Source organism: Mycobacterium sp., assembly GCF_019247615.1.
Lineage (GTDB): Bacteria > Actinomycetota > Actinomycetes > Mycobacteriales > Mycobacteriaceae > Mycobacterium.
Genome location: NZ_JAFBAT010000111.1, coordinates 20,227 through 47,182, shown reverse-complemented (window position 1 = coordinate 47,182; position 26,956 = coordinate 20,227). Strand labels below are relative to the sequence as shown.

At 68.1% G+C, this 26,956-nt stretch carries 19 protein-coding genes; 8 read left to right on the top strand and 11 right to left on the bottom strand.

What is annotated here, in order from left to right:
- Positions 1-17: 17 nt before the first annotated feature.
- Entirely contained in the window at positions 18-221 is a 204-nt protein-coding gene (locus tag JO059_RS07595; protein ID WP_293315479.1) for a type II toxin-antitoxin system VapB family antitoxin, read from the bottom strand.
- Positions 222-320: 99 nt separating this feature from the next.
- Between JO059_RS07595 and JO059_RS07590 the strand changes: the two genes are divergently transcribed.
- Positions 321-1,037: an MBL fold metallo-hydrolase gene (locus tag JO059_RS07590; protein ID WP_293315478.1), complete on the top strand. Its 717-nt coding sequence runs from the start codon at positions 321-323 to the stop codon at positions 1,035-1,037.
- A gap of 142 nt (positions 1,038-1,179) precedes the next feature.
- Complete coding sequence (locus tag JO059_RS07585) at positions 1,180-1,887, top strand: crotonase/enoyl-CoA hydratase family protein (protein ID WP_293315477.1); 708 nt, start codon at positions 1,180-1,182, stop codon at positions 1,885-1,887.
- Between the two features lie 246 nt (positions 1,888-2,133).
- On the opposite strand, the gene cynS is transcribed toward JO059_RS07585, so the two are convergent.
- From cynS to JO059_RS07570, 3 genes are read right to left on the bottom strand one after another with little or no spacing between them, the layout of a single operon-like run.
- Positions 2,134-2,589, bottom strand: coding sequence for a cyanase (cynS, locus tag JO059_RS07580; RefSeq protein WP_293315476.1), 456 nt, complete (start codon positions 2,587-2,589; stop codon positions 2,134-2,136).
- A 1-nt stretch (position 2,590) separates the two neighbouring features.
- Complete coding sequence (locus JO059_RS07575) at positions 2,591-3,106, bottom strand: nitroreductase family protein (RefSeq protein WP_293315475.1); 516 nt, start codon at positions 3,104-3,106, stop codon at positions 2,591-2,593.
- Positions 3,107-3,110: 4 nt separating this feature from the next.
- Entirely contained in the window at positions 3,111-4,580 is a 1,470-nt protein-coding gene (locus JO059_RS07570; RefSeq protein ID WP_293315474.1) for a CehA/McbA family metallohydrolase, read from the bottom strand.
- 130 nt (positions 4,581-4,710) lie between these two features.
- On the opposite strand from JO059_RS07570, the gene recC reads away from it, so the two are divergent.
- From recC to recD, 3 genes are read left to right on the top strand one after another with little or no spacing between them, the layout of a single operon-like run.
- Positions 4,711-8,016: an exodeoxyribonuclease V subunit gamma gene (recC, locus tag JO059_RS07565; protein WP_293315473.1), complete on the top strand. Its 3,306-nt coding sequence runs from the start codon at positions 4,711-4,713 to the stop codon at positions 8,014-8,016.
- Positions 8,013-11,324: an exodeoxyribonuclease V subunit beta gene (recB, locus tag JO059_RS07560; RefSeq protein ID WP_293315472.1), complete on the top strand. Its 3,312-nt coding sequence runs from the start codon at positions 8,013-8,015 to the stop codon at positions 11,322-11,324. The genes recC and recB overlap by 4 nt, the downstream gene beginning before the upstream one ends.
- Positions 11,321-13,033, top strand: a complete 1,713-nt coding sequence (gene recD, locus JO059_RS07555) for an exodeoxyribonuclease V subunit alpha (RefSeq protein ID WP_293315471.1) — start codon at positions 11,321-11,323, stop codon at positions 13,031-13,033. Before recB ends, recD begins: the two co-directional genes overlap by 4 nt.
- Before the next feature lie 315 nt (positions 13,034-13,348).
- Here the strand turns inward: recD and JO059_RS07550 are convergent, their stop codons facing one another.
- Both JO059_RS07550 and JO059_RS07545 read right to left on the bottom strand, forming a co-directional pair.
- A complete protein-coding gene (locus tag JO059_RS07550; protein ID WP_293315470.1) occupies positions 13,349-14,215 on the bottom strand; it encodes an LLM class F420-dependent oxidoreductase in 867 nt (288 codons plus the stop codon).
- 36 nt (positions 14,216-14,251) lie between these two features.
- Positions 14,252-15,166 (bottom strand): SDR family oxidoreductase, encoded by a 915-nt coding sequence (locus JO059_RS07545; RefSeq protein ID WP_293315469.1) that lies wholly within the window; start codon positions 15,164-15,166, stop codon positions 14,252-14,254.
- A 91-nt stretch (positions 15,167-15,257) separates the two neighbouring features.
- Here JO059_RS07545 and JO059_RS07540 point away from each other — a divergent pair, with 91 nt between their 5' ends.
- Positions 15,258-15,839: a TetR family transcriptional regulator gene (locus tag JO059_RS07540; protein WP_293315468.1), complete on the top strand. Its 582-nt coding sequence runs from the start codon at positions 15,258-15,260 to the stop codon at positions 15,837-15,839.
- Between the two features lie 249 nt (positions 15,840-16,088).
- Entirely contained in the window at positions 16,089-16,958 is an 870-nt protein-coding gene (locus tag JO059_RS07535; RefSeq protein ID WP_293315467.1) for an NYN domain-containing protein, read from the top strand.
- A 1-nt stretch (position 16,959) separates the two neighbouring features.
- Here JO059_RS07535 and JO059_RS07530 read toward each other — a convergent pair whose 3' ends face one another.
- From JO059_RS07530 to JO059_RS07515, 4 genes are read right to left on the bottom strand one after another with little or no spacing between them, the layout of a single operon-like run.
- A complete protein-coding gene (locus JO059_RS07530) occupies positions 16,960-17,916 on the bottom strand; it encodes a class I SAM-dependent methyltransferase (protein ID WP_293315466.1) in 957 nt (318 codons plus the stop codon).
- Between the two features lie 54 nt (positions 17,917-17,970).
- Positions 17,971-19,653 carry a patatin-like phospholipase family protein gene (locus tag JO059_RS07525; protein WP_293315465.1) on the bottom strand — a complete coding sequence of 561 codons (1,683 nt, stop codon included), beginning with the start codon at positions 19,651-19,653 and terminating at the stop codon, positions 17,971-17,973.
- A 34-nt stretch (positions 19,654-19,687) separates the two neighbouring features.
- Complete coding sequence (locus JO059_RS07520; protein ID WP_293315464.1) at positions 19,688-20,641, bottom strand: class I SAM-dependent methyltransferase; 954 nt, start codon at positions 20,639-20,641, stop codon at positions 19,688-19,690.
- A 7-nt stretch (positions 20,642-20,648) separates the two neighbouring features.
- Positions 20,649-21,596, bottom strand: a complete 948-nt coding sequence (locus JO059_RS07515; protein ID WP_293315463.1) for a class I SAM-dependent methyltransferase — start codon at positions 21,594-21,596, stop codon at positions 20,649-20,651.
- 167 nt (positions 21,597-21,763) lie between these two features.
- On the opposite strand from JO059_RS07515, the gene JO059_RS07510 reads away from it, so the two are divergent.
- Complete coding sequence (locus tag JO059_RS07510; RefSeq protein WP_293315462.1) at positions 21,764-24,151, top strand: lysylphosphatidylglycerol synthase transmembrane domain-containing protein; 2,388 nt, start codon at positions 21,764-21,766, stop codon at positions 24,149-24,151.
- A gap of 49 nt (positions 24,152-24,200) precedes the next feature.
- Here JO059_RS07510 and JO059_RS07505 read toward each other — a convergent pair whose 3' ends face one another.
- A complete protein-coding gene (locus JO059_RS07505; RefSeq protein WP_293315461.1) occupies positions 24,201-26,822 on the bottom strand; it encodes a GH92 family glycosyl hydrolase in 2,622 nt (873 codons plus the stop codon).
- Positions 26,823-26,956: the final 134 nt, after the last annotated feature.

Here is a 26,956-nt window from a genome sequence, read left to right as displayed (position 1 = left end):
ACGAGTGCGCCGGACGATTACCCGCTGTCGCGATTACGGCGAGGTTCCCAGGCGCTGAGGTCGCTGAACTCGTCGTACTCTTCTTGATCGTCTCCGCCGTCGTCGCCCAGCAGGCTCCGCAAGGCGAGGTGGATGGCTTCGCGCGTGTCAGCCAGCTTGTAGCGACGTATCGCTTCCTGGACCAGCTCGTCGTCGACCACGACCTCGATCTTCTTGAGCATGGACAAACAATACCCAGTGCCGAGAACCGAACCGACGGTCGCGGGCCGTGCCCAGGCAAAGTGCCGGGCTGGGTGCGGGATGAGTCATACTCTTGTCCCGTGTCGGATTTGGACCGCCTGTACTTCCGTCAACTGCTGTCGGGACGCGATTTCGCCGCCGGCGACATGGTCGCGACGCAGATGCGCAATTTCGCCTATCTGATCGGCGACCGCCAGACCGGAGATTGCCTGGTGGTCGACCCCGCGTATGCCGCCGACGATCTGCTCGACGCTCTCGAGGCCGACGGCATGCACCTGTCCGGAGTGCTGGTCACCCATCACCACCCCGACCACGTGGGCGGGGAGATGATGGGGTTCGCGCTGAACGGTTTGGCAGAGCTGCTGGCCAGGGCGCCAGTACCGGTGCACGTCAACAGCCATGAGGCCCCCTGGGTTTCGCGGGTCACGGGCATCGGCCTCGGCGACCTGACCACGCATGCCAGCCACGACAAGGTCGGCGTCGGGGATATCGAGATCGAGCTGCTGCATACCCCGGGACACACGCCCGGCAGCCAGTGCTTCCTACTCGACGGGCGGCTGGTCGCGGGTGACACGCTGTTCCTGGAAGGCTGCGGGCGCACCGACTTTCCCGGCGGCGACTCCGACGAGATGTTCCGCAGTCTGCAGCGGCTCGCCGCGCTGCCCGGTAACCCGACCGTCTTTCCGGGGCACTGGTATTCGGCCGAGCCGAGCGCATCGCTATCGGAGGTCAAGCGGTCGAATTACGTCTACCGCGTTTCCGACCTTGATCAATGGCGAACCCTGATGGGCGGCTGAGCAATTGAGCGGCGATTCGGCGCTCGACCGGCCGGGTAAGCACCACAGTCAGCGCGTGTGACCGCGGGCTAGTGCGGGCCCGCCTCGTGGCTTGGCGGCGATCTGATTCAATCGACTCCGCTGTCCTATCGAAGGAGCACCCATGAGCGGCCCGGTCATCTACAGCCACAAGGATTCCATCGCGGTGGTGAGGATGGACGACGGCAAGGTCAATGCGCTGGGCCCGACGATGCAGCAAGCCCTCAACGAGGCGATCGACCAGGCCGACCGCGATGACGTCGGGGCCCTGGTCATCACCGGCAACGAGCGGGTGTTCAGTGGCGGATTCGACCTGAAGATCCTGACGTCCGGACTCAGCAGCGGCGACGCGCAGCCCGCGATCGACATGCTCAGAGGCGGCTTCGAGCTGGCGTACCGGCTCTTGTCCCATCCCAGGCCGGTGGTGATGGCCTGCACTGGCCACGCCATCGCGATGGGTGCGTTCCTGCTGTCCTCCGGCGACCACCGAGTGGCCGCTCATGCCTACAACATCCAGGCCAACGAAGTCGCGATCGGCATGACCATCCCGTACGCGGCGCTCGAGATCATGAAACTCCGGCTGACGCAGTCGGCCTACCAACAGGCCGCCGGGCTGGCCAAGACCTTCTTCGGTGAAACCGCGCTCGCCGCAGGCTTTGTCGACGAGATCGTGTTGCCGGAAATGGTCGTCACACGCGCCGAGGAGGCCGCGCGCGAATTCGCCAACCTGCACCGGCACGCACACGCCGCCACCAAGTTGCGGGCGCGCGCCGACGCGCTGGCGGCGATCCGCGCCGGAATCGACGGCATAGAAGCCGAGTTTGGGCGGTAACCGCCTGGCCGACGGGCTCGGCCCCGAGGCCGGTACTCGGAACGCGACGAGCTGAAGCGGCGAACGCGGTGGCCGGTAAAGCACCCGGCCACCGCGTTCCCATCGCCTCCTCGGTCGCAAGTGTGCCACGTTGCCCGGCTTACCGTCACTTCATTGAAGTTTTGCGCCGAGCGTGAGCCGTAAGTACGAAACCGCCCCTGGGATTCGTCCATAGAGCCCACGCTGGCGAAGCTTGACGGTCGAGCCTCACTGCTCGGAGGACACCCACTGATAAGGAAGGAATTTCCCGTCGAATGTCACCACGACGCGGTCGCCGGAAGCGTGTGGCTTCTTCTGCACGTCGACGCTGAAGTTGATGGCGCTCATGATGCCGTCACCGAACTGCTCGTGGATCAGCTCCTTGATGGCCGTGCCGTACACCTGAAGGGCCTCGTAGAAGCGGTAGATGGTCGGGTCGGTCGGTATTGCGGTGGGCAGGCCGCCACGCATGGGCGCGGCCGCCAGCACGGGCACCGCCGACTCGTCGAGGCCGAGCAGCTCGACGAGGACTTTCCCGAGCTCGGCGGGGATCGGGTGCTGGCCGAGCAACGCCGACGTCGTCCACACCACCGGCCTCCCGATAGCGTCGGCCAACTCCTGCCACGTCAGCCCCTTCGCCAGGCGCGCCAGGACGATCTGCTCGGTGACTGCGTTCCTCGTCATGTCACCACCGCCCGCGGTGGACGACTTCGGTGAACGGCCGCCGGTTAGGTCTGCGGATAGGGGTCAGCGGACGATCAGCCGGATAGCCAATGCCGAGCAGGAAAGCCACCTGGTGGTCGTCTGGCACCGCCAGGATGGCGCGCGCCTTATCCTGATCCCCCACCGACGAATGACCGGTGCCGATCCCCAGGTCGGTGGCCGCGATCATCATCGCCATCGTGGCCTGACCGATGTCGTAGGTGTCCGTGACCAGCCTGCGGTCATCCGGCGGTACGGGCACGACCAGTGCGATCGCAGCCGGCGCCGACGCGATGTGACCGGCGCCGCGCCACACGGTGGACAACTCCTGCAGCTGGGAACGGTCGGTGACGATGACGAAGTCCCACGGCTGGCGGTTTTTCGCCGACGGTGCCCGCCAGCCCGCCTCGGCGATACGGTTCAGGTCGTCTTCGGGAATCGGATCCGGCCGGTACTGCCTGACATTGCGGCGAGCACGGATCGCGTCCCAGGTTTCCATCTTGTCAGGCTAGCCAGACGGGATTCGTCAACGCGACCATGGCGCCGGGGATCCCCTGCCGCGGCGCTCGCACCTCCAGACGGGCGAAGCGCGCCATGGAGCACAACGTCGGGTCGAGCTCCCACTGCACGCGGTCACGCGCCGACCTCACCGTCGCCCGGCCCACGCGGCCCGCCGCGGTGATCAGGGCGGCGCTCGCGCCCGCAGCGCCGCTGATGACGGCGGTGACCGACACAGCGGTTCCGGGCGGCACCCGCAGTGTCTGCCCGGGTCCGGCCATGTGGGAGGCGCCGCCGCTGGGGCAGGCCGCGGTCAACTCGCACGCGACATCTACCGATCGCACAATGTAGGAACGGCCGCGGCGCAGCCCGTCGACGATCGCGGGCACCGTGAGTTCGTGCGCGTGGACGGCCGTCTGCGGCGAGCCGACCCGCTGGTGTTTGCCGTGGGAATCGCTACCCCCGACCGCCACGACTCGCCGACCCTGTCGCAGCAGCCGTTGCCAAAGGCGAAGGGAAACTTCGTCGTCCACGTTCCATCGGCCGTTCCACACCTCGAGCGCCTCCACGTCGGCGAAGCCGAATTCCCACGCGGATCCGGGTAGCGGCACGGCGGGATGGGCGGCCACCACCAGGCCGCCGGCTGCGCGGACCTCGGCGGCGAATCGCGGGAATGCCCGGTCGCGCGGCCCATACCGCCAGTCGACCCAGGCGCGTTCAGGCAGCCCGATGGCCAGCCAATGCCCGTGCCGGGTGGTCACCTCCTCCCCCGGAATCACCAGGAGCGGTCCGGTGCCGCACATCGGCCACACGCGGTTGGCGGCGTTCGTGTTGTGGTCGGTGGAGACGACGAAATCCAGCCCGGCGGCGCGCGCGTCCGCTACCAGCTCCCCCGGATCACGCTCTCCGTCGGAGTGAACGGTGTGCACGTGCAGGTCCCCGCGGTACCAGCGGGCACCGCGGATCGAGGCGCCCGCAAGCGTCACCGGCCGGGGCGCCGGGGCGGCGGGTGGCTCGGCTTGCGGATCAACCCCAGCTGTGGGCGTTCCACGTTCCAGGGTGACGTGCACCCGCCAAGCCATGCCCCAAGGGCTCAGTACCACCGGGCCGAGGGCCACGGCCCACACGCCGGGGTCGATGGGGCCAGCCAGGTATCCCGGGGTGGCGTAGGCGCCGGAGATCACGAAGCCGTCGCGCGCTCCGCCCGACCAGCCCCTGAACCCTGCCGCGTTACCCAGGTCGTGACCTGCTGGGCCAAAGACACCGAGATCCAAGACGTTTCGCGCGACCCCGCCCACCGCGAAGTGCTCGTGAGAGACGGCGACCCGGATTTGCCGCACGCCCTCCGGAACGTCGAACGGCAGATAGGCCCAGCGGTAGATGCCGAAGGGGAACCGCCCGGCAAATGTCACTTCGATCGTCTGGCCGTCGCGCTGCTCGGTGACCGCGGTCGGCGCGACCATCGCGGTACTCACAGCCAACAGCATCCGCCACGTCGGAGTAATCACCCGTTACATCGACACCAACAGATGCCGTCGGGCCGTTGAGCGTTTTCTCCGCGCGAACCGCCCGCGTCGTCGGGGTGAGGTTCTATGGTGGCGGGCGATGGCGCTTCATCTTCATCGTGCCGAGCGAACCGACCTACTTGCCGACGGCCTTGGCGCGCTACTGGCAGATCCCTTGCCTGACCCCTTCGCCGAGGAGCTGGTGCTGGTCCCGGCCCGCGGCGTCGAACGCTGGCTAAGCCAGCGACTTTCACACGTGCTGGGCAGCAAGCCCGGCGGCGGTGACGGGGTGTGCGCCGCGGTGGCCTTCCGCAGCCCGGCTTCGCTCCTTGCTGAGATTTCCGGCACGGTCGACGACGACCCGTGGTCACCGGAGGCCATGACATGGCCCCTGCTGGACGTCATCGACTGCTCGCTCGACGAACCGTGGTGCCGCGCGCTCGCAACGCATCTGGGTCACTTCGACACCAGCGAGGAGGCCGAGCTGCGGCGTGGGCGACGGTATGCGGTAGCGCGACGACTCGCCGGGCTGTTCGCCGCCTACGCCCGGCAGCGTCCGCAATTGCTCATCGACTGGCTCGACGGCAACCCGGGTGACCTCGACGAAGACCTGCTCTGGCAGCCCGAACTGTGGCGGGCGCTGTCAGCGCGAGTCGAGGCCGAACCCCCGCACGTCCGGCACCGGCAGACCGTCCTGCGGCTGCGGGAGGCGCCGAGCGAGCTGCCGACGCGGCTGTCTCTTTTCGGGCATACCCGCCTGGCGTGCACCGACGTCGAGCTGCTCGAGGCGCTGGCAACCCATCACGACCTGCACCTGTGGCTGCCTCATCCCAGCGACGAGCTGTGGCGCGCGCTGGCCGGCGCCCACGGCCCGATCCCCCGTCGTGACGACGTCAGCCACCGCGAAGTCGACCATCCGCTGCTTGCCACCCTCGGGCGAGACCTGCGCGAGCTCCAGCGCGCCCTGCCGACGGGTCCAGCGACCGACGAGTACCTTCGCTGGCCGGAGCGCCCCGACACGCTGCTCGGCTGGCTGCAGTCGGATATCGCCGCGAATGCCGTTCGGCCGCAAGGGCGGACGCTCGCGGTTGACGACCGCTCCGTTCAGGTACACAACTGCCACGGCCCGGCCCGTCAGGTCGACGTGCTGCGGGAGGTGCTCCTCGGCCTCCTGCACGACGACCCGACGCTCGAGCCGCGCGACGTGCTGGTCATGTGTCCGGACATCGAGACATATGCCCCGCTGATTGTCGCCGACTTCGGGCTCGGCGACGTGGTGCGCGGCGCGCATCCCGCTCACCGATTGCGGGTTCGGCTGGCCGACCGCTCGCCGATCCAGACCAATCCGCTGCTCGGCGTGGCCTCCCAGCTGTTGGCGCTGACCGGCGGCCGGGTGACGGCCAGCGAGGTGCTCAACTTCGCCGAGGCCGCGCCGGTGCGCGCCTGCTTCGGTTTCACCGACGACGATCTGGAGGCCATCACCCGCTGGGTCCGCCAGGCCAACATCCGCTGGGGTTTCGACCAGGAGCATCGACGGCCGTATCACGTCGACTTCGTCCACAACACTTGGCGTTTCGGAATCGACCGGGTGCTGGCTGGCGTCGCGATGTCCGACGACTCGCACGCCTGGATCGACTCGACCCTTCCACTCGACGATGTCAGCAGTAACCGCGTCCAATTGGCGGGCCGGTTCGCCGAATTCGTCGACCGGCTGCGCCATGTGGTCGATTCGCTCACCGGTGCGCGGCCCCTAAGCGAGTGGCTGGCCGCCCTCGCCGAGGGCATCACCTTGCTGGCGGCCACCGACGACTCCGACCTCTGGCAGACCAGCCAGCTGCAGCGTGAATTCGCAACGGTGATGGCCGACGCCGGTTGCCGGGCCGACACCGTGTTGCGACTGCCCGACATTCGCGCGCTGCTCGACCGGCACCTTGCCGGCCGTCCGACGCGGGCCAACTTTCGCACCGGCACCCTCACGGTGTGCACCATGGTGCCGATGCGCTCGGTGCCGCACCGGGTGGTGTGTCTGGTCGGCCTGGACGACGGCGTCTTCCCGCGCCTTGGCGTCGTCGACGGTGACGACGTGCTCGCTCGCGACCCGATGACCGGTGAGCGCGACATCCGTTCCGAGGACCGGCAATTGCTGCTCGACGCTATCGGTGCGGCCACCGAGAAGCTGGTGATCACCTACACCGGGGCAAACGAGTATTCCGGCCAACCGCGACCGCCCGCGGTGCCGCTGGCCGAGCTGCTGGACACCCTCGACATGACCACTGCCGACAAGATTCGTGACCGCATCGTCGTCGCGCATCCGTTGCAGCCGTTCGACATTCGCAACGTCATCCCCGGGAAGCTGGTCCCGAAGGTGCCGTTCACTTTCGACCCGACCGTGCTGCGGGCCGCGCGGGTGGCCGGCGGCCGGCGGTGCGCGCGGCCGAAGTTCGTCTCCGGGCCATTGCCGGCCCGGCGCGCCGACGACGTGATCCTCGCCGACCTCGTCGACTTCTTCAAAGACCCGGTGAAGGGCTTCTTCCGGGCGCTGGAATTCACGTTGCCGCGCGACGTCGACGGTGTGCAAGACGCCATGCCCGTCGACATCAACGCCCTGGAGGAGTGGACGGTGGGCGACCGGATGCTGGGCGACATCCTGCGCGGGATGACCCCGGATGACGCCCGGCAGGCCGAGTGGCGGCGCGGCACACTGCCGCCGGGCCAGCTGGGGTGGCGCAAGGCAACCGAGATCCGCGATCAGGCCGCCCTGTTGGCGTCGGCGGCGATGCAGCGACGGGGGGCGAACGCCCGGGCGTACGACATAGATATCCAAGATATCCAGAACGTCGGCCGAGGTTCCACGCGACGGCTCACCGGCACGGTGTCCCCGGTGTACGGCGACCGGCTGGTGTCCGTGACGTATTCCAAGCTGGACGGCAGGCACCTGCTGGAGGCCTGGATCCCGTTGCTGGCGTTGCTGATTCAGCACCCCGACCGCGACTGGTCGGCGTTCTGCATCGGCCGACCCAAGCGGGGTACCACGCCCCGCGTGGCCGAGCTGGGACGGCCGCCCGGCGCCCCCGTCGACATGCTGCGTGACCTGCTGGCGATCTACGACGCCGGGCGCCGGGAGCCGATTCCGTTGCCCGTCAAGACGTCCTATGCATGGGCGGTGGCCCGGCATTGCGGCGACGACCCCGTTCGTGAGGCCCAGTTCCGCTGGAAGTCCGACCGGTACCCGGCGGAGGATCAGGAACCCGCCCACGTTCGCGCGTGGGGCAGGGGCGCGCGGCTGACGGACCTCATGCAGCCCGTGCGACCCGGCGAGGAGTGCGAGGGCGAGGACAACCGGCTCGGCGCGTACGCCGCCAGGCTCTGGCTGCCGATGCTGCGCGCCCAGCGGGATACGCCGTGAGGAAGCGCTTCGAGCTGCTCGGTCCGCTGCCCGCGGACCGGTCCACGACGGTGCTGGAGGCCAGCGCTGGGACGGGTAAGACGTTCGCGCTGGCCGGCCTGGTGACCCGCTATGTCGCCGAGGGCGTCGCGACGCTGGACCAGATGCTGCTCATCACGTTCGGCCGGGCGGCCAGCCAGGAACTGCGGGAACGGGTCCGTCGTCAGATCGTCGACGCCGCAGTCGCTTTCGACGATCCCGCCGCCGCCGAAGACAACGAATTGGTGGCGTACCTGTTGGCGGGGACCGACGATCAACGCGCCGATCGCAGGCGACGCCTGCGGGATGCGCTGGCCGGTTTCGATGCGGCGACGATCGCCACCACCCACCAGTTCTGTCAGCTGGTGCTGAAGTCGCTGGGCGTGGCCGGCGACACCGCCGCGGGGGTCACCTTGCTCGAGGGTTTGGACGAACTGGTGGGCGAGATCGTCGACGATCTGTATCTTGCCCACTTCGGCCGCGAGCGTGCGGACCCGTTGCTGCAGTACCGCGATGCGCTGCGGCTGGCGCGCGAGGTCGCCAACAACCCGTCGACCCAGCTGCGGCCGTGCGATCCGCAGCCCGGCTCGCGGGCCGCCGTCTGCATCGGCTTCGCGAAAGAGATTCTGGCAGAGCTGAATACCCGCAAGCGGCGCCTCGGTGTCCTCGACTACGACGATCTGCTGATCCGGCTGGCCGAAGCGCTGGCCACCCCCGATTCGCCGGCCCGGGTCCGCATGCGGCAACGCTGGCCGATCGTCATGGTCGACGAGTTCCAGGACACCGACCCGGTGCAGTGGCAAGTTATCGACCGCGCGTTCAGCGGACGCTCCACCGTCGTACTCATCGGCGATCCCAAGCAGGCCATCTATGCCTTCCGGGGCGGTGACATCGTGACCTACCTGCGGGCGGCCGAGACGGCCGGCGACCAGAAGACGCTGGGGATTAACTGGCGCAGCGATTCCGCCCTCGTCGATCGGCTGCAGGCAGTGCTGCGTGGCGCACAGCTCGGTGATCCGGCGATCGTGGTGGACGACGTCGAGGCGTATCACCGGGGCCACCGGCTCGCCGGCGCGCCGCGCAACCATCCGTTTCGGTTACGGGTGGTGCGACGAACGGTGCTGGGGCGCAGCGGCCTTGCAAACCTGCCCATCGACCAGCTGCGAGCGCACATCGGCGCCGACCTCGCCGCCGACATCGGCGCACTGCTGGCGAGCGGCGCGACGTTCGACGGCCGGCCGGTGCAGGCCCGCGACATCGCGGTGATCGTGGAGAAACACAAGGACGCCCGCGCCTGCTTCGCAGCGCTGTGCGACGCGGGCATTCCGGCCGTCTACACCGGGGACTCCGACGTCTTCACTTCCGATGCCGCCGCGGACTGGCTGTGCCTGCTGGAGGCCTTCGACCAACCGCATCGTCCCGGCATGGTGCGGGCGGCGGCGGCGACGATGTTCTTCGGCGAGACCGCCGAATCGCTGGCGGTCGGTGGCGACGCGCTGACCGACCGCGTCGCCGAGACGTTGCGCGAGTGGGCCGGCCACGCCCGCGAGCGCGGCGTCGCGGCCATTTTCGAGGCCGCACAATTGCAGGGAATGGCTGATCGGGTCTTGTCGTGGCGCGGTGGCGAGCGTCAGATGACCGACCTGGCGCACATCGCGCAGTTGCTGCAAGAGGTCGCCCACCGCGAGCACTACACCCTGCCCGCACTGCGCGACTGGCTGCGTCGCCAAGGCGAGGAGCGAAGCGGCGCAACGGAACACAGTCGGCGGCTGGACAGTGACGCGGCCGCCGTACAGGTCATGACGGTGTATGTGAGCAAGGGCCTGCAGTACCCGATCGTGTATCTCCCGTTCGCGTTCAACCGCAACGTCCCGGATCGCGATGTGGTGCTGTTTCACGACGGCGACACGCGCTGCCTGCACATCGGCGGAAAGGACAGCCCGGATTTCCGGGCCATCGAAACGCTTGGCCGCCAGGAAGACGCCAGCGACGACTGCAGGCTGACCTACGTCGCGCTGACCCGCGCGCAGTCGCAGGTGGTGGCGTGGTGGTCGCCCGCGTATGACGAACCCAACGGCGGCCTGTCGCGGCTGCTGCGTGGCCGTCGGCCCAATCAGCCTGTGGTGCCCGACCGATGCGAGCCCGCCAAGATCTCCGACGAGGACGCGCTCGCCCGATTGCGGGAGTGGGAGGCCGCGGGCGGCCCGGTGATCGAGGAGTCGGTGGTTACCGCGTCGCCGCCGGTCCCGCCCCAGCCGCTGCCCCCCGAGGTCGATAGCCGCCACTTCCACCGCGGCATCGACACCGGGTGGCGACGCACCTCCTATTCCGCGCTCATCCGGATGGCGGAGATCTCCGGGGCCGCCGGCGTGGGCAGCGAGCCCGAGATCACCGAGTTGGACGACGAGCTCGGCGATATCCCATTGACCGCGGCCGCATCCGGGCCGGACATGCCCTCCCCGATGGCGGATCTGCCGACGGGCGCGAAGTTCGGCACGCTGGTGCACGCCGTGCTGGAGACGGCCGACCCGCTGGCCGCCGACCTGGCCGCCGAGTTGGAGTTGCACATCCGTAAGCACTCGGCGTGGTGGCCCGTTGACGTGCCCCCCGAGGTGCTGGCCGCCGCGCTGGTGCCGATGCACGACACCCCGTTGGGTCCGCTGGCCGGCGGCCGCACGTTACGCCAGATCGGTTTGCGAGATCGATTGCGAGAGTTAGACTTTGAGCTGCCACTCGCCGGTGGCGACGTGCGCGTGCGCGCGCCCGAGATTCGGCTGTCCGATGTCGGAACCTTGGTGCGCGCGCAGCTGCCGGTCGGTGACCCGCTGGTGGCGTACGCGGATCGGTTGACAGGCGGCGCGCTGGGTGGCGAGTCGCTGCGCGGATACCTCACCGGGTCGGTGGACGTCGTGTTGCGCGTGCCCGATGGTCCCGGGCACCGGTATCTGGTGGTGGATTACAAAACCAACTGGCTCGGCGATCCCGAGCGACCGCCGACGGCCACCGACTACGACCGGCCGCGGCTGGTCGAGGCGATGCTGCACTCGGACTATCCGCTGCAGGCGCTGCTGTACAGTGTTGTGCTGCACCGCTTTCTACGTTGGCGGGTGCCGGACTATGATCCCGCCCGACACCTCGGCGGCGTGCTGTACCTGTTCTTGCGCGGCATGTGCGGCCCGCAGACCCCGGTGATCGACGGGCACCCGTCGGGAGTATTCAGCTGGCGGCCCCCCGCGTCCCTGGTGACCTCATTGTCGGAGCTGCTGGACGTCGGGAGGGCGGTCGCTTGACGGTTACGGCGATCGGAGCATCGGGAATCCTGCGGGCATTCAGCGATGCCGGGGTGCTCGAGGCCGCGGACGTTCATGTCGCACAGCGCCTTACGCACCTCTGCGGTGAAACCGACGAGCGGGTGACGCTGGCCGTCGCCATGCTGGTGCGCGCGCTGCGCGCTGGTTCGGTGTGCGTCGACCTGCGGACGCTCGCCGCGCAGGCGGGGGTGGCCGACCTCCCCTGGCCCGAAGCTGAGGACTGGCGGGCCGCCGTGCGGATGAGTCGGTTGCTCGGAACACCTCCGGTGCTGCGATTGTTCGGCGATCTGCTCTATCTGGATCGGTACTGGCTCGATGAAGCCCAGGTGTGTTCGGATCTGTTGGCGCTGTCGGTGTCCGGAGAACTGGGCACAGCCCCCGCGTTGGAGCGGCTCTTCCCACCGGGGTATGACGAGCAGCGCGCGGCCGCGGAAATCGCGCTGTCGCAGGCGGTTACGGTGCTCACCGGTGGGCCCGGGACCGGCAAGACCACTACGGTCGCGCGGCTGCTGGCGGTGCTGGCCGAGCAGGCGGAGCTGACCCGCGCCCCGCGACTGCGAATCGCGCTCGCCGCACCGACCGGGAAGGCCGCCGCGCGCCTGGCCGAGGCCGTGGCCGCGGAGGTGCAACACCTCGATCCGGCCGACAAGACCCGGCTGGCGGGTTTGCAGGCGACGACGCTGCACCGGCTGCTGGGGTCGCGGCCGGATACGTCCGTGCGGTTCAAGCACCATCGGGGCAATCGGTTGCCGCATGACGTGATCGTCGTCGATGAGACATCGATGGTGTCGCTGACGATGATGGCCCGACTGCTGGAAGCGGTGCGACCTGACACGCGGCTGATTCTGGTGGGTGATGCCGACCAGCTGGCCTCGGTGGAGGCCGGGGCCGTGTTGGCGGACTTGGTGGAGGGGCTGGCGGCACGGCACGACGTGCGCGTGGCCGCCCTGCGCACACCGCACCGCTTCGGTGAATCGATCGGCGCGCTGGCCGCCGCCATCCGAGTCGGTGACGCCGACCAAGTGGTGCAGTTGCTGCGCGGCGGCGGCGAGCACATCGAGTGGATCGATGCCGACGGTCCGGCGGAACGGCTGCGACCGGTGCTGGTTCGGCACGCCCTGCGGGTGCGGGAGGCGGCGGTGCTCGGCGCCGCAGCGGTGGCCGTGAACACGCTCGACGAGCACCGGCTGTTGTGCGCACACCGGCGGGGACCCTACGGGGTGTCGCACTGGAACCGGCAGGTCGAGCGCTGGCTCTCGGAGGAGACGGGTCAGCCCATGTCGTCGGCGTGGTACGCGGGTCGCCCATTGCTGGTGACTGCCAACGACTACGGGCTCAAGGTCTTCAACGGCGACACCGGCGTCGTCATCGCCTCTCAGGACGGTTTGCGGGCCGTCATCGCAGGCGCTACCGGAACGCTGGATTTCGCGACGGCCCGCCTCTCCGACGTGGAGACCATGCACGCGATGACGATTCACAAGAGCCAAGGCAGCCAGGCCGACGAGGTGACGATCCTTATGCCCCTTCAGGATTCGCGGTTGCTGACCCGAGAGCTTTTTTATACCGCGGTCACCCGCGCCAAGACCAAGGTGCGGGTGGTCGGTTCGGAGGCTTCGGTGCGCGCCGCACTTGGCCGTCGGGCGATCCGAGCGACCGGGTTGAGCCGGCGCTTGCGACAGCACCGCTGAGCACCTGAGGCAATCGGCCGCGTGGCAGAGCCCGACGCCGGTCGCTGCCAGGGATCACTGACCGGTGGCGCCAACGCCGGGTGCCGCTGGCCGGCAAACCGAAGCATCCCGGGTTCGATGCACCCCTCAACTCATGTGACCGGTGTGCTTGCCGATCTGGTCTGGAGCGTAGTCCGCGAAGCCAGCGATTAGTTTCGGTTCAGCTAGACATGTGTCCTCGTGTGGGCCTATTGGCCGCACGGTAGGTGCAACGCTGCAGGCGACTGGCTGGATTCATTCCGGGCCAGGCGGTCACAAGACCGTCATGAAGTTCCGTCAGCCGATGGCGGCCAACCTTGGTACAAGTTCGTCGCCGAGCCGGCCGATGAACCCGATCGGGTCCGGATTGCCGGGCATCGCGCCGACATTGACCATCGAGGCACCCAGTTCGGCCAGGCGTTGCATCGTTTTCAGATAGTCGTCGAGGTTGTCGAAGGGGTCACGGAAGAACAGACCCACGGTCTTGCGAATCTCGGCTGGGTTTCGGCCCACGGCCTCGCAGTGGCGGTTCAGGACATCGAGCTTGTGCTCGAACTCCTCGACCGTCTCAGCGGTGGCGGTCCACACGTCGGCGTATTGCGCGACCAGCCGCAGCGTCTTGCGTTCTCCGCCACCGGGGATGAGGATCGGGGGACGCCGAATCGGTTGCGGCGCACAGATGGTCTCGCCCAGCTGGTAGTGCTCGCCCTGATAGGGGCCGTCGTTGTCGCTCCACATCTGCAGGCAGATCTGCAGCGTCTCTTCCAGCATCTCGAACCGCTCACCCACGGTCGGGAACGGAATTCCCAGCGCGACATGTCCGCGCTCGTACCAGGCCGACCCGATGCCGAGCAGGGCACGCCCCCCAGACAGCACGTCCAGCGTGCTGACGGTCTTGGCCAGCTGCCCGGGATTGTGATAGCTCACCCCGGTGACCATGGTGCCCAGGGTGATCCTGTCGGTCTGGCCGGCCAGAAATCCCAGCGAGGTGTAGCACTCCAGGAACGGGTCTTGCGCATCGGGCCCGAGCCCAAGATAGTGGTCGGCCAGCGTGAACATCGTCATGCCGGCCTGCTCGGCGGTCCTGGCCACTTGGGCGAGGGTCGGCCCGAGCTGGGCGATGCCGGCCGCCCGGTAGTCGACGAAATGCAGTCCTAATTCCATTGCGGGAACGTCCTTTCAGATGGTGGGGCGGGGCGGCTAGTTCGGTTGTGGGGCCGGGGCGAAGTAGTCGGCGATGTCGAAGTCGGCGAGCAGGCCGGGGTGGGTGGGCTCCCACCCGAGGCTGCGCCGGGTGGCCGCGTTGGAGGTCGGGTTGTCCAGGGTGACCAGCATCGCCAGGAAGCCGAAGTGCTCGTAGAGGCGATTGTCGGGGATGGGTGCACTGGGTATTCCCAGGTGGTCGCCGATGCTTGCGGCGATGTCGCGCATCGGGATCCCGCGGTCGCCGACGGCGTGCCAGCGGGTGCCAGCCGGCGCGCTCTCCAGGGCCAGCCGGTACAGGTGAGCCACGTCCAACGTGTGACCGGCCGGCCACCGGTTGGTGCCGTCCCCGGCGTACCCCGCCACACCGGTCTGCTTGGCGATCTCGATGAGCGCGCGCGCGAAGCCGTGACGATCCAGCGCGCTGTGGGTGATGGGCGGGACCCGCACGACCGACGACCGCACACCGTGGTCCGCGAAGCCGATCACGGTGTTCTCGGCGTCGATCCGGGGTCCGTCGGCGATCACGTCTTCCTCGGTGCCCTCGCGGCCCAGGCCGGCCAGGGCCAACGTCGCGGAGGTCCCGACGAACGGTTTGCCGGTTCCTGTCAGGGCGTCCCCCAGCGCCCGGACGGCGGCCAGGTCGGCGGCGACCGCGGCGGCAACGTCGCCGGAGAACATCTGGTCGTGCTTGAACGCGAGATGGATGACGCCGTCGGAGTCGGCGGCCGCCTGGCTGAGCCCGTCGAGATCGTCAAGGTCGCCGCACTGCACGCTGGCGCCGAGGGCGGTCACGGCCGCCGCGGCGGTGGCGGATCGGGCCAGCCCGACGACCTGGTGTCCGGCGGCGAGGAGTTCGGGGACGATCGCCGAACCGAGGTGACCGGACGCACCGGTGACGAGAACACGCATGGCGACTCCTTGACAGATTAGTGTTTTGATAAGACCAAGTCCCATCACTCTACACGCGATGGGACTTGGTCGCATCACCTAAGATGTTGTGATGGCCCGGTGGGAACCCAACGCGCGGGAGCGCCTGGAGCGCGCCGCGCTGGCACTGTTCCTCGAGCACGGGTTCGACGCCACCACCGTCGCCGAGATCGCCGACCGCGCCGGGCTGACGAAGAGCACGTTCTTCCGGCATTTCGCCGACAAGCGTGAGGTGCTGTTCGGTGGGCAGGACATCCTGGCCGCGTTGTTCGGCGAGGCCATCCGGGCCGCGCCGCCGTCGGCCAGCACCCTCGACTGCCTGGCGGCCGCCCTGGCGTCGGTCGCTGTCGCCTTCACGCCGGAGCGCCGCGATCTGGCACCGCAACGCCACGCGGTGATCGCCGCCAACAGCGAGTTACAGGAACGCGAGCTGCTCAAGCGCGCCCGGCTGGCCGCTGTGCTGGCCGACGCGTTGCGCGCCCGCGGAGCCGACGACACCACCGCGCAGCTGGCCGCCGAGATGGGCATGCTGGCGTTCGGCACCGCGATCGCGCGCTGGGTGGCCCCGGACAACCGCCAACCCTTCGACGAGTTAGCGCAGGCAGCGCTAAAGGAGCTTCAGGCCCGCGCGACCACGCTGGACACCACGGGCTGACCCCCTCCGGTGTGCTTGCCGGGCCGCCGCTTCGGCACCATCGGTTCCAGAGCCAGCGCCACCGCTGGGGTGCCAGCAGCCGGTGGATGGAGTCGATGCCGGCCCCGGCGATGACCAGTGCCAGCGGTGGCGCTAGGGGAAAAGGGGAGGCGCCTCATGGCCGGGTCTCGGCGCGACTGCTGACGTGCTGGGCCGGCGGTTTCCCCGCATTCCGGCGTTGCTCCGCGGCGGATGGTTAAGACTGGGCTCATGACGGATCCCGGTGCCGGCCGCGTGGCGGTCTACCTCGACTTCGACAACATTGTGATCTCCCGCTACGACCAGGTGCACGGGCGCAACGCGTTTCAGAAGGACAGGGCCAAGGGCCTGGACAAGCATCAGTTGACGCGGGCCACCGTCGACGTCGGCGCCATCATCGATTACGCGTCGTCGTTCGGGACGTTGGTGCTCACCCGCGCATACGCGGACTGGTCGGCCGACGTCAACACCGGCTACCGCGCGCAGCTGGTCGGCCGCGCGGTGGATCTGGTGCAGCTGTTCCCGGCGGCGGCCTACGGCAAGAACGCCGCCGACATCCGGCTGGCCGTCGACGCCGTCGAGGACATGTTCCGCCTGCCCGATCTGACACATGTGGTGATCGTGGCCGGCGACTCGGACTACATTCCGCTGGCGCAGCGCTGTAAGCGGCTCGGCCGTTACGTGGTCGGCGTCGGGGTGGCCGGCTCGTCGAGCCGAGCACTGGCGGCCGCATGCGACGAATTCGTCGTCTACGACGCGCTGCCCGGGGTGCCGGTGCCCGAACCGGCACCCGACAAGGGCGCACCCAAGAAACGAGCCCCCGCCCAGGCCGCGGACGCCGAGGGATCGCCTTCGCCCGATCCGCAGGCCGCGGCAACCGATCTACTGAAGCGCGCACTGCGCATGGGCCTGGAGAAGGATGACGTCGACTGGCTGCACAACTCCGTCGTCAAGGCGCAGATGAAGCGCATGGACCCGTCGTTCAGCGAAAAGTCGCTGGGATTCAAGTCTTTCAGCGACTTCCTGCGGTCGCGTTCTGACCTGGTGGAGCTCGACGAGAGCTCCACGACGCGCATGGTCCGCCTCGGTCCGAATGGCTGAATCAGCTCGAGGGCACCGCCGATTCCCGCCGCGCGGAGACGAACAGGTATGGCGGAACACCGTCCTCGAGCTGCGGCGGAAGTTTGCGGCCGTAGGCGGTCATCAGCTCGTCCGCCGGAGTCACGGCCACCTCCCAGCCGTGGCGGTGCCACCAATCGCCGACGTCCTCGCGCTCCTCGAAGTACCACAGCTCCTCGGTTCGCGGGAACTCGCGTCGGGGGTCCGCCTTGGCTATCAACGCCCGAACGCGGTCCGAGCGCTCTCGGCGCCGTGCGGAGGCGTGCGGGTCGGCGAAGTCCGGTGACAGCGCCTCGATGCCGACCCGGCTGCCGGAGGCGGTGAGTCCCTGAATGCGTTCGAACAGCGTCTGCTGGGCCGCCGCCGGCAGATACATCAGCAGGCCCTCGACCGACCACGCGCTCGGCACCGACGCATCAAAACCCGCCTGCAGCAAAGCCTTCGGCCAGTCCTGGCGCAGGTCCACCGGGACACCGACCCGATGGCACGCCGGTTCGGCCCCGTGCTGGTGCAACGTCGAGGCCTTGAAGTCCAGCACCCTGGGCTGGTCGAGCTCGAAAACCGTCACGCCGAGGGGCCACTCCAGCCGCCACGACCGCGCGTCCAAGCCGGCCGCCAGAATCACCATCTGCCGGATGCCCGCGTCGGCGGCGTCAAGGAACAGCGTGTCGAAATACTTTGTCCGCGAGGCGAAATAGCTGACCATCGACTTCATGCGTAGGGGCAGCGCGGGTTCGGCTTCGACCACCTCGGCGGGCAGCTCGGGAGCGGAGTACCAGTTCCACTCACCGTCTCCGGCGGTGTCCAGAAAGACCCGCGCGAAGGGATCGCTGATCAGTGGATGCTCGCTCTCGGTTTCCGCGGCGCGTGCGGCGGCGACACCCAACGCCGTGGCTCCCACGCTCTCCGTGATCTCCCAGCTGTCGTCATCGGTCCTCACGCCATGCGACCCTACGTCAGCAAGAAAGTTGACGCTCGAATCCCAATGAAGGCGTCACGTCAGGTGACGGTTTCGCCACCGGGACAACCGGCTCGTCGGAACATGAATAGCCGCCATGACCGAGCTCATGGGCGACGCCACCGACTTCGCCCGTGGTTTTGGCTTGGCGACGGGGGGACCGTCCCCCTCCCACCAGGTAGGCTCCAAGAGCGCCGTCGTCACCGGGATCGCCCGCTCGACACTGTTGCGCCCCCATCTGCTCGCGCGTTCGATCGCCGCGGCAGAGGGCGCCAGGTTCGCCGGCGACAGAGTCGGCTCGAACCGGACGAGGTGATCGGCGTAGGGCAAATTCCGCACCATCTGCAGCTGGACGGCCTGCGTGATCGGCACCAGCCAGAGGTGGCGCGGATCCCATTGCGGGTGAAAGCAATCGAAGGCCAGGTAGCACGCATTGCGGGTGCCCAGCCTGCCATCGCGGACGCGCTTCCATGCCAGTTCGATGGGGACGTTGCTGGCGGCACCGCCGTCCACGAGAGCCGCGATGTCCTTTTCCTCGAACAGCTCGTCGAGGATCGGGATCATCCGCGGGTGCCTGGTTTCGTGGTGCAGCACACCGGGAATGGCCGCGGAGAACGATGCCGCGTCGACGACGTCGAAGTCGCGGGCGGGGTTGTCGTCGCCGAGAATGATGGGCTTGACGACGCGCAAGTCGATGAAGGCCGCCACCTGCCACATCCGGGCGCCGACCACGGGGCCGATCCCGATGGGGCGAAAGGGAACCGACCGCAACGGCAACGCCGCCAACCCGGGACGGCGAAACCTCGAGGGCAGCGCCGAGTACGGCTGCTTACGTACCCCCGCGACCACGATGTCGAGCGGAATTGCCAAGTCCGACATTCGCATCCGCCGGCCGTCGGCACGGCTGAGCATGGCGTGGGCGAACTGGTCGAAGCGCAGCGCGAACATGCCGGCCAGGCCGTGGCGGCGGCGCAGCCGTTCGGGTCCCAGGATCGCGCGGTAGGACACGGTCTCCGCCCAGGCGAGGTATTCCTCGATCGGCACGGGCAGGGTGCGGGCCACCAGGCTGCCCAGGATCGACCCGAAGGACGAGCCGATCATGTAGTCGGGCAGCTGGCCGGCCTCGAGCAGCCGCTGCATGCCGCCGATGTAGACAAAGCCCGCGCCACCGCCGCCGCCGAGAATCGTGACGAGCTTCTTGTAGCCCACCTCAGCGTCCAATTCCGCTGGGGAGAAGTCATTCCCGTGGCGCTCGATCAGGACTCGCCGTTGGTCGTCCTGGTCGGCGGCCAGAGCACTGAGCGCCTCTCGCGCGGCTCGCAAGGCCGTGGTGGGATCGGGCTCCTCGCGCAGCGGTCCGTACAACGTGTCGACCACTCTCGAGCGCCAAGGCGCGATTTCGGCGCCCACCGAGACGTCTCCGCGACCGCGCGTGCCCCCCGGACCCGCCGCGCCCGGTTCGAAGTCGGCGAGTCTGGCGAAGTTGAGGATGTAGCGCAGCCTGCGCAGCTCGTCGGGCCCCAGCACATCCGGGGCGGAAAGCTGGTGGCGGACGAGCCGGTTTTCCATCCGCTGCAGCAGCAGGGCCGGCCCGGCTTCGGGCAGGTCGGCCGCATCGACGTCATCGAGCGCCTCGTCCTCGATCTCCTCGATGAGTTCCAGACCGGCCTCACGGCGGCCCAGGCGGCTGAGCACCGCGTCGGCGAACGGGATCTGCATGCGGATCAGTGTGGTGGTCCCGATCGTCCTGACACTAGGACCCCCTCCGGTGCGCGGCCACGAACAAATTCGCGGGCACCCGGTCCTCGACCTCCTTGGGCGCGCTACGGCCATAGCCGGCCATCAGCTCGTCCGTCGGCGTCACCTCCACGTCCCAGCCGTGGCGACGGAACCACTCACCGACGTCTTCGCGCTCCTCGAAGTACCACAGCTCGTCGGTCCTGGGAATCTCACGCTTCGGATCCACTTCGGCCATCAACGTACGGATCCGATCCATCCGTTCACGGCGCTTCGCGCGAAACTCCGCGTCGAGGAACCTCGGCCCGAGAGCCTCCACGGCGACCCGGCTCCCCGCGACGGTAAGCGCTTGAATGCGGTCGAACAGCAAGTCTTGCGCCGTGGCCGGCAGGTACGGCATCAAACCCTCGGCTGACCAGGCGCTGGGTGCCGAGGGGTCAAAACCGGCCTCCCGCAAGGCCTTCGGCCAGTCCTGGCGCAGGTCCACCGCGACGGCGACCCGGTTGCACGCAGGCTGCGCCCCGTGCTCGGCCAATGTCGACAATTTGAACTCCAGCACCTTGGGCTGGTCGAGCTCATACACCGTCGTGCCGTCCGGCCAGGGCAGCCGCCACGAGCGCGCGTCCAAGCCGGCCGCCAAAATCACCGCCTGGCGGATGCCTGCACGAACGGCATCGTTGAAGAACTGGTCGAAAAATGCTGTGCGCGAAGCCATATAGCTGACCATCGACTGCATCTGCAGCGGCAACTCGGGTACGGCCTCGATCAGCTCGGCGGGCAGTTGCGGGGCGGAATGCCAGTTCCACACGCCGTCGCCGACGGCGTCCAGAAAAACCTGCGCGAACGGGTCTTTGATCAATGGATGCTCGCTGCGGGTTTCGGCCGCCCGGGCCGCGGCCACGCCCAACGCCGTCGCACCCACGCTCTCGGTGATCGCCCAGGTGTCGTTGTCGGTTCTGGCGCTGCTCATCTTTGGCTCACTCCCCCGCCCGCTCGGCCGCCACGAACAAGGTGCGCGGGGCGTCGTCGTCGATGCCCTGCGGGGGCCTGCGGTCGTAGCGGGCCATCAGGTCCACCGCCTCCGTGACCGTTACGTCCCACCCGTGGCGACGCAACCAGTCGCCGACATCCTCACGCTCGTCGAAATACCAAAGGTCTTGTACGTCGGGGATCTCGCGCTGTGGCTGCAGTTTGGCCATCAAGTCGCGCACCCGCTGCATCGTCGCGCGGCGCTTGGCGATGGCGGCCTCGTTGAGAAAGTCCGGGCCGGGCGCCTCCACCGCGATCCGGCTGCCCGCCACGCTCAGTGCCTGGACGCGCTCGAACAGCAGCTCGTGTGCGGCCGCGGGGAGGAACGGCAGCAGCCCTTCGGCGGACCACGCGACGGGCGCCGAGCCGTCAAAACCGGCCTGCCGCAGCGCGGCGGGCCAATCGTGGCGCAGGTCAACGGGAACATGCACCAGGTTGCAGGCCGGCTCGGCGCCGTTTTCGCGCAGCGTGGCCGACTTGAACTCCAGCACCCGGGGCTGGTCGAGTTCGTACACCGTCGTCCCACCGGGCCAGGGCAGCCGCCAGGCCCGCGAGTCCAGCCCGGCGGCCAAGATCACCACCTGGTGCACGCCGGCCCGGGTCGCGTCCAGGAAGAACTGGTCGAAGAAGGACGTCCGCGCGGCCATGTAGTCGACCATTCCCTGCATCCGGGGCAACAGGTCGGGTTCGGCCTCGATGACCTCGGCCGGAAGGTCGGTGGCCGAGAACCAGTTCCACATGCCGTCGCCGGCCGCATCCAGGAACATCCGCGCGAAAGGATCGCTGATCAGCGGATTTTCACTCTCCGTTTCCGCCGCCCGGGCAGCCGCGACGCCCAATGCCGTCGCGCCCACGCTCTCGGTAATCTCCCAGGTGTCGTCGTCCGTTCTGGCCACGCGTCGTCCTCCCCGTTCGATAGCTCAACTACCTACTTGATACCTAGCCGAGCCTACGCGCGGCGAGTGAAAGCCAGCGGTGCGCGCTTGCGGCGAGGTATCCGGTTAAGTTGTCGACGGGCCGCCAACGGCGCGGCCCGCTCCGCAGGATCGCAGAGGATCGAGCCATGCGAGTTGACGGGCGCGAAATCAGCGTGTCGGGCAACTTGCTGCAACCGATAACCCGGCGGACCAACGACATCATCCGGCTCGCGGCCAGCGCGATCTTCTTCGCGATCGTCATCGCCGGTTCACTGATCACCCGCCCACAGTGGGTGGCGCTCGAGCGATCGATATCGGAGATCGTCGGCGTGCTGACCCCCACCCAGTCGGATCTCGTCTACCTGGTATACGGCATCGCCATCCTGGCGCTGCCCTTCGCGATCCTCATCGGTCTGATCATCGCCCGGCAGTGGAAGCTGCTCGGCGCGTATGCGGCCGCCGGGATCCTCGCGGTTCTTCCGCTGTCCATCGGCGGCAACGGCATCTCGGCGCCCCAATGGCATTTCGACCTTTCCGACCGGCCACAGACCGTGTTGGCCCAGATCCTGGACGACCCGCGGTGGATCGCGATGCTTGCGTCGGTGCTGACCGTGTCGGGCCCCTGGCTTCCCGCGCGCTGGCGACATTGGTGGTGGGCGCTGCTGCTGGCCTTCGTGCCGATCCACCTTTTCGTCAGTGCGATAGTTCCCGCGCGCTCCCTGCTCGGTCTGGCGGTGGGCTGGTTCGTCGGCGCGCTCGTGGTCCTGGTCGTCGGCACGCCCGCGCTCGAAGTGCCGCTCGACGGCGCGGTGCGCGCGCTGGCCAAGCGGGGATGCCTGGTTTCCGCGCTGCAAGTGGTCCGGCCGGCCGGACCGGGGCCGCTCGTTCTTTCGGCCCGGTGCGCGGATTCCGATGCGCCCTCCGACGAGGCTGTGGTCGAGCTGTACGGACCGCATCAGCGCAGCGGCGGCGCGTTGCTGCAACTCTGGCGCAAGCTTCGGCTGCGCGGCAGCGAGACCGGACCCCTGGTGGCGTCGATGCGCCGGGCCGTCGAGCACCGCGCACTGATGGCCATTGCCGTCGGTGACGTCGGCGTCGGCAACACGGCGCCGATTGCTGTCGCTCTCCTTGACCGGGGATGGATGTTATACGCGCACAAGCCCGTTCGCGGTGCGCCGCTTGACCGATGCGCATTGACGCTGCCGGTTGCCCGGGTATGGGAATCGCTGCGAGTCCTCAACGACCACCAGATCTCCCACGGCGATCTGCGCAGCAACGAGATCACGATCCTAGACGGCACGGTGCTCTTCGGCGGGTTCGGCAGCGCCGAGTACGGCGCCACCAACATCCAACTGCAATCGGACATCGCTCAGCTTCTGGTGACGACGTCGGCGTTGTATGACGCGGAGTCCGCGGTGGGCGCGGCGATCGAGGTATTCGGCAAAGACACCGTGTTGACGGCTTCGCGCCGGCTCACGAAAGCGGCCGTGCCCAAACGGATCCGGCAGTCGATATCCGATGCCGGTGCCGTCATCTCCGAGACTCGCGCGGAGGTGCAACGCCAGACCGGGGCGGATCAGATCAAAACCGAAACCATCACCAGGTTCACCCGCAGGCAGGTCATTCAGCTGGTGCTGCTGGTTGCGCTGGTCTACGTCGCATATCCGTTCATCAGCACCGTGCCGACATTCGTTTCCGCAGTGAGCAGGGCCAACTGGTGGTGGGCGCTGCTGGGCTTGGTGATATCTGCGCTCACCTACGTGGGCGCGGCCACGGCTCTGTGGGCCAGCGCCGACGAATCGGTGAGCTTCTGGAAGCTGTCAATTGCGCAGGTGGCCAACACCTTTGCCGCAACGACCACGCCGGCTGGAATCGGTGGCCTGGCGCTCAGCACACGCTATCTGCAAAAGGGTGGCGGCCTTTCGGCGGTGCGGGCCACCACTGCGGTGGCACTGCAACAAGCCGTTCAGGTGATCATGCACGTTCTGTTGCTGATCTTGTTCAGCACCGTCGCGGGCGCATCGATGGACCTCAAGCACTTCGTGCCGAAATCCACGGTGCTGTACCTGATCGCGGGCGTGGCGTTGGGAATGATCGGTGCGTTTCTGTTGGTGCCGCGGCTGCGGCGCTGGCTGGCGACGGACCTGAGTCCCAGGCTAAAGGAACTGGCCGGCGACCTCGTCGAGGTCGCCCGCGAACCCAAACGGCTGGGGCTGATCATCCTGGGTTGCTCCGTGACGACCCTGGGCGCGGCGGCGGCGCTGTGGGCCAGCGTCCAAGCCTTCGGCGGCGGCGCGTCGTTCGTCACCTGCACGGTGGTGACGATGGTCGGCGGAACACTGGCATCCGCCGCGCCGACGCCCGGCGGTGTCGGCGCCGTCGAGGCCGCACTGATCGGCGGCCTGGCCGCCTTCGGTGTGCCGGCGGGCGTTGCGGTGCCGTCGGTCCTGCTGTATCGCGTGCTCACCTGTTGGCTCCCCGTATTCGCCGGGTGGCAGGTGATGCGGTGGCTGACGGAGAACGACATGATCTGACGACGCCTCGCAAGAATCCTTGCGAGCTCAGGCGACCCACAGCTATCGGTCACTCGTCAGCTTCTACGACGACCAAAATGGCTGATCTCCTTACACTTTCGCCGACCGCGGTGGTGAGGAACACGACGTAGTATTCCTCGGGCACCGTCGGCGCCACCGTGATCGACACCTCGGCGCTGACCGACCCGTCCGAGTGGAACTGGCCGGACGCCGGTGCAGCACTGATTCCGGCCTCGGTGGCTGCGCCGGTGATGCCATATCCGCCGGCGCCGTCGATCATCCGTTGCGCGTCGACCGTCACGGTCCCGGCGCGGCCCGGCGCGATCGTGACGACGGGTCGGGTGACGTTGACGGTCACCGCCGAACTGCCCGCGCCGAAAGACGGCGGGGCGGAGGACTCGGCCGTGCCCCACGCCTTGTTCGGGTAGGCGGCGAGCGAGAATTTGAGCTCACCACCGGTGTCGACGATCGACTCGGGGGCCCACGTGTGATCGGTGGGCCGGCCGTCGACGCTCAAGCCGCCGATGTACCTGAGGTGGTGCGGACCCGATGCGCCGGGAGCGGACATCCGGAGGGATTTGCCTCCGGGAAGGGCGATGACAATCCGATCGAACAGCGGCGTGTTCACTGCGAGAATTGGCGCGCCCGGGGTGCTCGGGTACAAGCCCAGGGCGGCCCAGACGTACCAGCTGGACATCGCGCCCAGGTCGTCGTTGCCTGGTTCGCCGTCGGGTGTGGGACCGAAGAGGCCCCGCACCCGGTCGACGGTGAGCTGGGTCTTCCACGGTTGACCGATGTAGTTGTACAGCCATGGCACCCCGAAGCCCGGCTCGTTCCCCGCCCACAGATGCGGTTCTTTGGGGCCCACGTTCAGCTTTTCGGTGAACCGGTCGAGCCGGCCGGCGACGGCGGTGCGGCCGCCCAGCGCGGTCACCAATCCGGCGACGTTGTGCGGTACCCACCAGACGTACTGCTCGGCGTTGCCCTCATCGAATCCTTCCTGGCCGAAGCCCACAGGGGAATCCACGAACCCCGGGCCGGGCTGGAAGAAGCCCATGGCGTCGCGGGGCGAGATGTAGCGGGTCGTCGGATTGAACAGGTTCTGCCAGTATTGCGCCCGGCGCTGGAATTCGGCGGCCGTGGCGGTGTCGCCGAGTGATTCCGCGAATCGGGAGATGGCGAAGTCGTCGACGGACCACTCGAGCGTGATCGAGGCGCCGTCGCCGAACTGCGCCGTTTCGGGTGCGTAGCCGAGCGCCAGATATGTGCTGATGCCCGGGCGCTCGACGTAGTCGCCCAGCCCGGCACCACCGGTGGTCGCGGCATGCAGCATGTAGCGCAGTGCCGTGTTGACGTCGAAATCCTTGGCGCCGAACGTGTAGAGGTTCACGATCAACGGCACCACACTGTCCCCGGTCATTTCGCCGGTGGCCGAATTGGCAAGGGCCCAACGGGGAAACGACCCACTTTGCTCCGCGTCGTTGACGAGCGATTGAGCCATGTCGCTGGCCTGCCTGGGAAAGAGCAGTCCCTGTAGCGCCGAGAGGCCCCGGTAGGTGTCCCAATCGGAGAAGTTGGTGTATTGGGTGCGCCCGGTCGCCACCGTGTGGATGAAGCAGTCGAATCCGATGTAGCGGCCGTCGGCGTCGTTGAAGGTGTTGGGGTGCAACAGAGATCGGTACAGGGAGGTATAGAAGGTATCGAGGTTGGCGACGTTCCTCCCGGCCACCGCGATGCACGACAGCGCCGCGTTCCACTGCGACGCGGCCGCGGCGCGCACGTCGTCGAAGCTCTTCTGACCCTCGGCCGCCAGGTTCGCGCGCGCTCCGTCGATGCCCACGTAGGAGATCGCCGTCCGCACCTCGAGCACCGACCCGGCGGGGAACTCAACGTAACCTCCGCTGTATGGCGAGGCCGCGCGTGGCGCACCGGGATAGACCGAATGGCCGTCCCAGGTGCCGTAAGAGGTGAACGGCTGGCTGAATTTCATCGCGAAATACACGGTGTACGTGTTGTTTTTGCCGCAGAATTCGCCGCTGGTCGCCCAGCCGGTGATGGTGGCGCCGCCCTCGTCGATCTGGATGGTGGCGCGGGAATTGCCCGCGAGGGACGCACCGGAGCGTACCTGGAACAGCGCGGGCCGGCCGTTGTGCGGATAGCGGAACCGGCCGACACCGGTACGGGTGGTGGCCGTGAGTTCGGCGGTGACGCCCGTGCCGGGGAACCGCACGGTGTAGTAGCCTGGCAAACCCTGCTCTGAGTCGTCGTGGGCGATCCGTTCCCAGGCGTTCCACGGCTGCGATCCGACTGCGGTGGTGGTGGGCAGCATCGAGATGTCGCCGAACGCGGCGCAGCCCACCGACGCGTGGGTCATGCTGAACCCCGTGGAGCGTGGGTTGTCGAAGTTGTAGCCGGCGTAGTTGCCGACGGTGTCCGGTGAGTACTGCACCATCCCGAACGGCACGGAGGGGCCGGGGAAGTTGTTGATCTCCCCCACCGTCTCGCCGCCCGTCCCGGTCCCGATGAGCGTGTCGACGTGGTCGACAGGATTGGCGACCAACTCCGGCTCACCGTCGTAGGCACTCGGCGGAGCCGCTGCGACGAAAGTGATGAACACGCCCACGAGCGAGATGATCGCGATAATTGCGATGAAGGACCGCCGTGCCCGCATAGCTGTCTCTTACTGGATGGACGTCTGTTCGCGCGGCATTTCGACCGAGAAGTTGAACGGTTCGCCAGCAACGTCGATCGCGACGTCGGTTAGTCTCATTCCCGCGTGGCTGGTGCTGGTACCGGCCCAATCCT

Excerpts from the sequence above, each read along its gene's own strand:
- JO059_RS07535 (WP_293315467.1), top strand. The coding sequence starts at position 16,089 with ATGACGGATCCCGGTGCCGGCCGCGTGGCGGTCTACCTCGACTTCGAC.
- JO059_RS07545 (WP_293315469.1), bottom strand. The coding sequence starts at position 15,166 with ATGCGTGTTCTCGTCACCGGTGCGTCCGGTCACCTCGGTTCGGCGATC.
- JO059_RS07540 (WP_293315468.1), top strand. The coding sequence starts at position 15,258 with ATGGCCCGGTGGGAACCCAACGCGCGGGAGCGCCTGGAGCGCGCCGCG.
- cynS (WP_293315476.1), bottom strand. The coding sequence starts at position 2,589 with ATGACGAGGAACGCAGTCACCGAGCAGATCGTCCTGGCGCGCCTGGCG.
- recC (WP_293315473.1), top strand. The coding sequence starts at position 4,711 with ATGGCGCTTCATCTTCATCGTGCCGAGCGAACCGACCTACTTGCCGAC.
- JO059_RS07585 (WP_293315477.1), top strand. The coding sequence starts at position 1,180 with ATGAGCGGCCCGGTCATCTACAGCCACAAGGATTCCATCGCGGTGGTG.
- JO059_RS07550 (WP_293315470.1), bottom strand. The coding sequence starts at position 14,215 with ATGGAATTAGGACTGCATTTCGTCGACTACCGGGCGGCCGGCATCGCC.
- JO059_RS07595 (WP_293315479.1), bottom strand. The coding sequence starts at position 221 with ATGCTCAAGAAGATCGAGGTCGTGGTCGACGACGAGCTGGTCCAGGAA.
- JO059_RS07520 (WP_293315464.1), bottom strand. The coding sequence starts at position 20,641 with ATGAGCAGCGCCAGAACCGACAACGACACCTGGGCGATCACCGAGAGC.
- JO059_RS07510 (WP_293315462.1), top strand. The coding sequence starts at position 21,764 with ATGCGAGTTGACGGGCGCGAAATCAGCGTGTCGGGCAACTTGCTGCAA.
- JO059_RS07505 (WP_293315461.1), bottom strand. The coding sequence starts at position 26,822 with ATGCGGGCACGGCGGTCCTTCATCGCAATTATCGCGATCATCTCGCTC.
- JO059_RS07575 (WP_293315475.1), bottom strand. The coding sequence starts at position 3,106 with ATGGAAACCTGGGACGCGATCCGTGCTCGCCGCAATGTCAGGCAGTAC.
- JO059_RS07525 (WP_293315465.1), bottom strand. The coding sequence starts at position 19,653 with ATGCAGATCCCGTTCGCCGACGCGGTGCTCAGCCGCCTGGGCCGCCGT.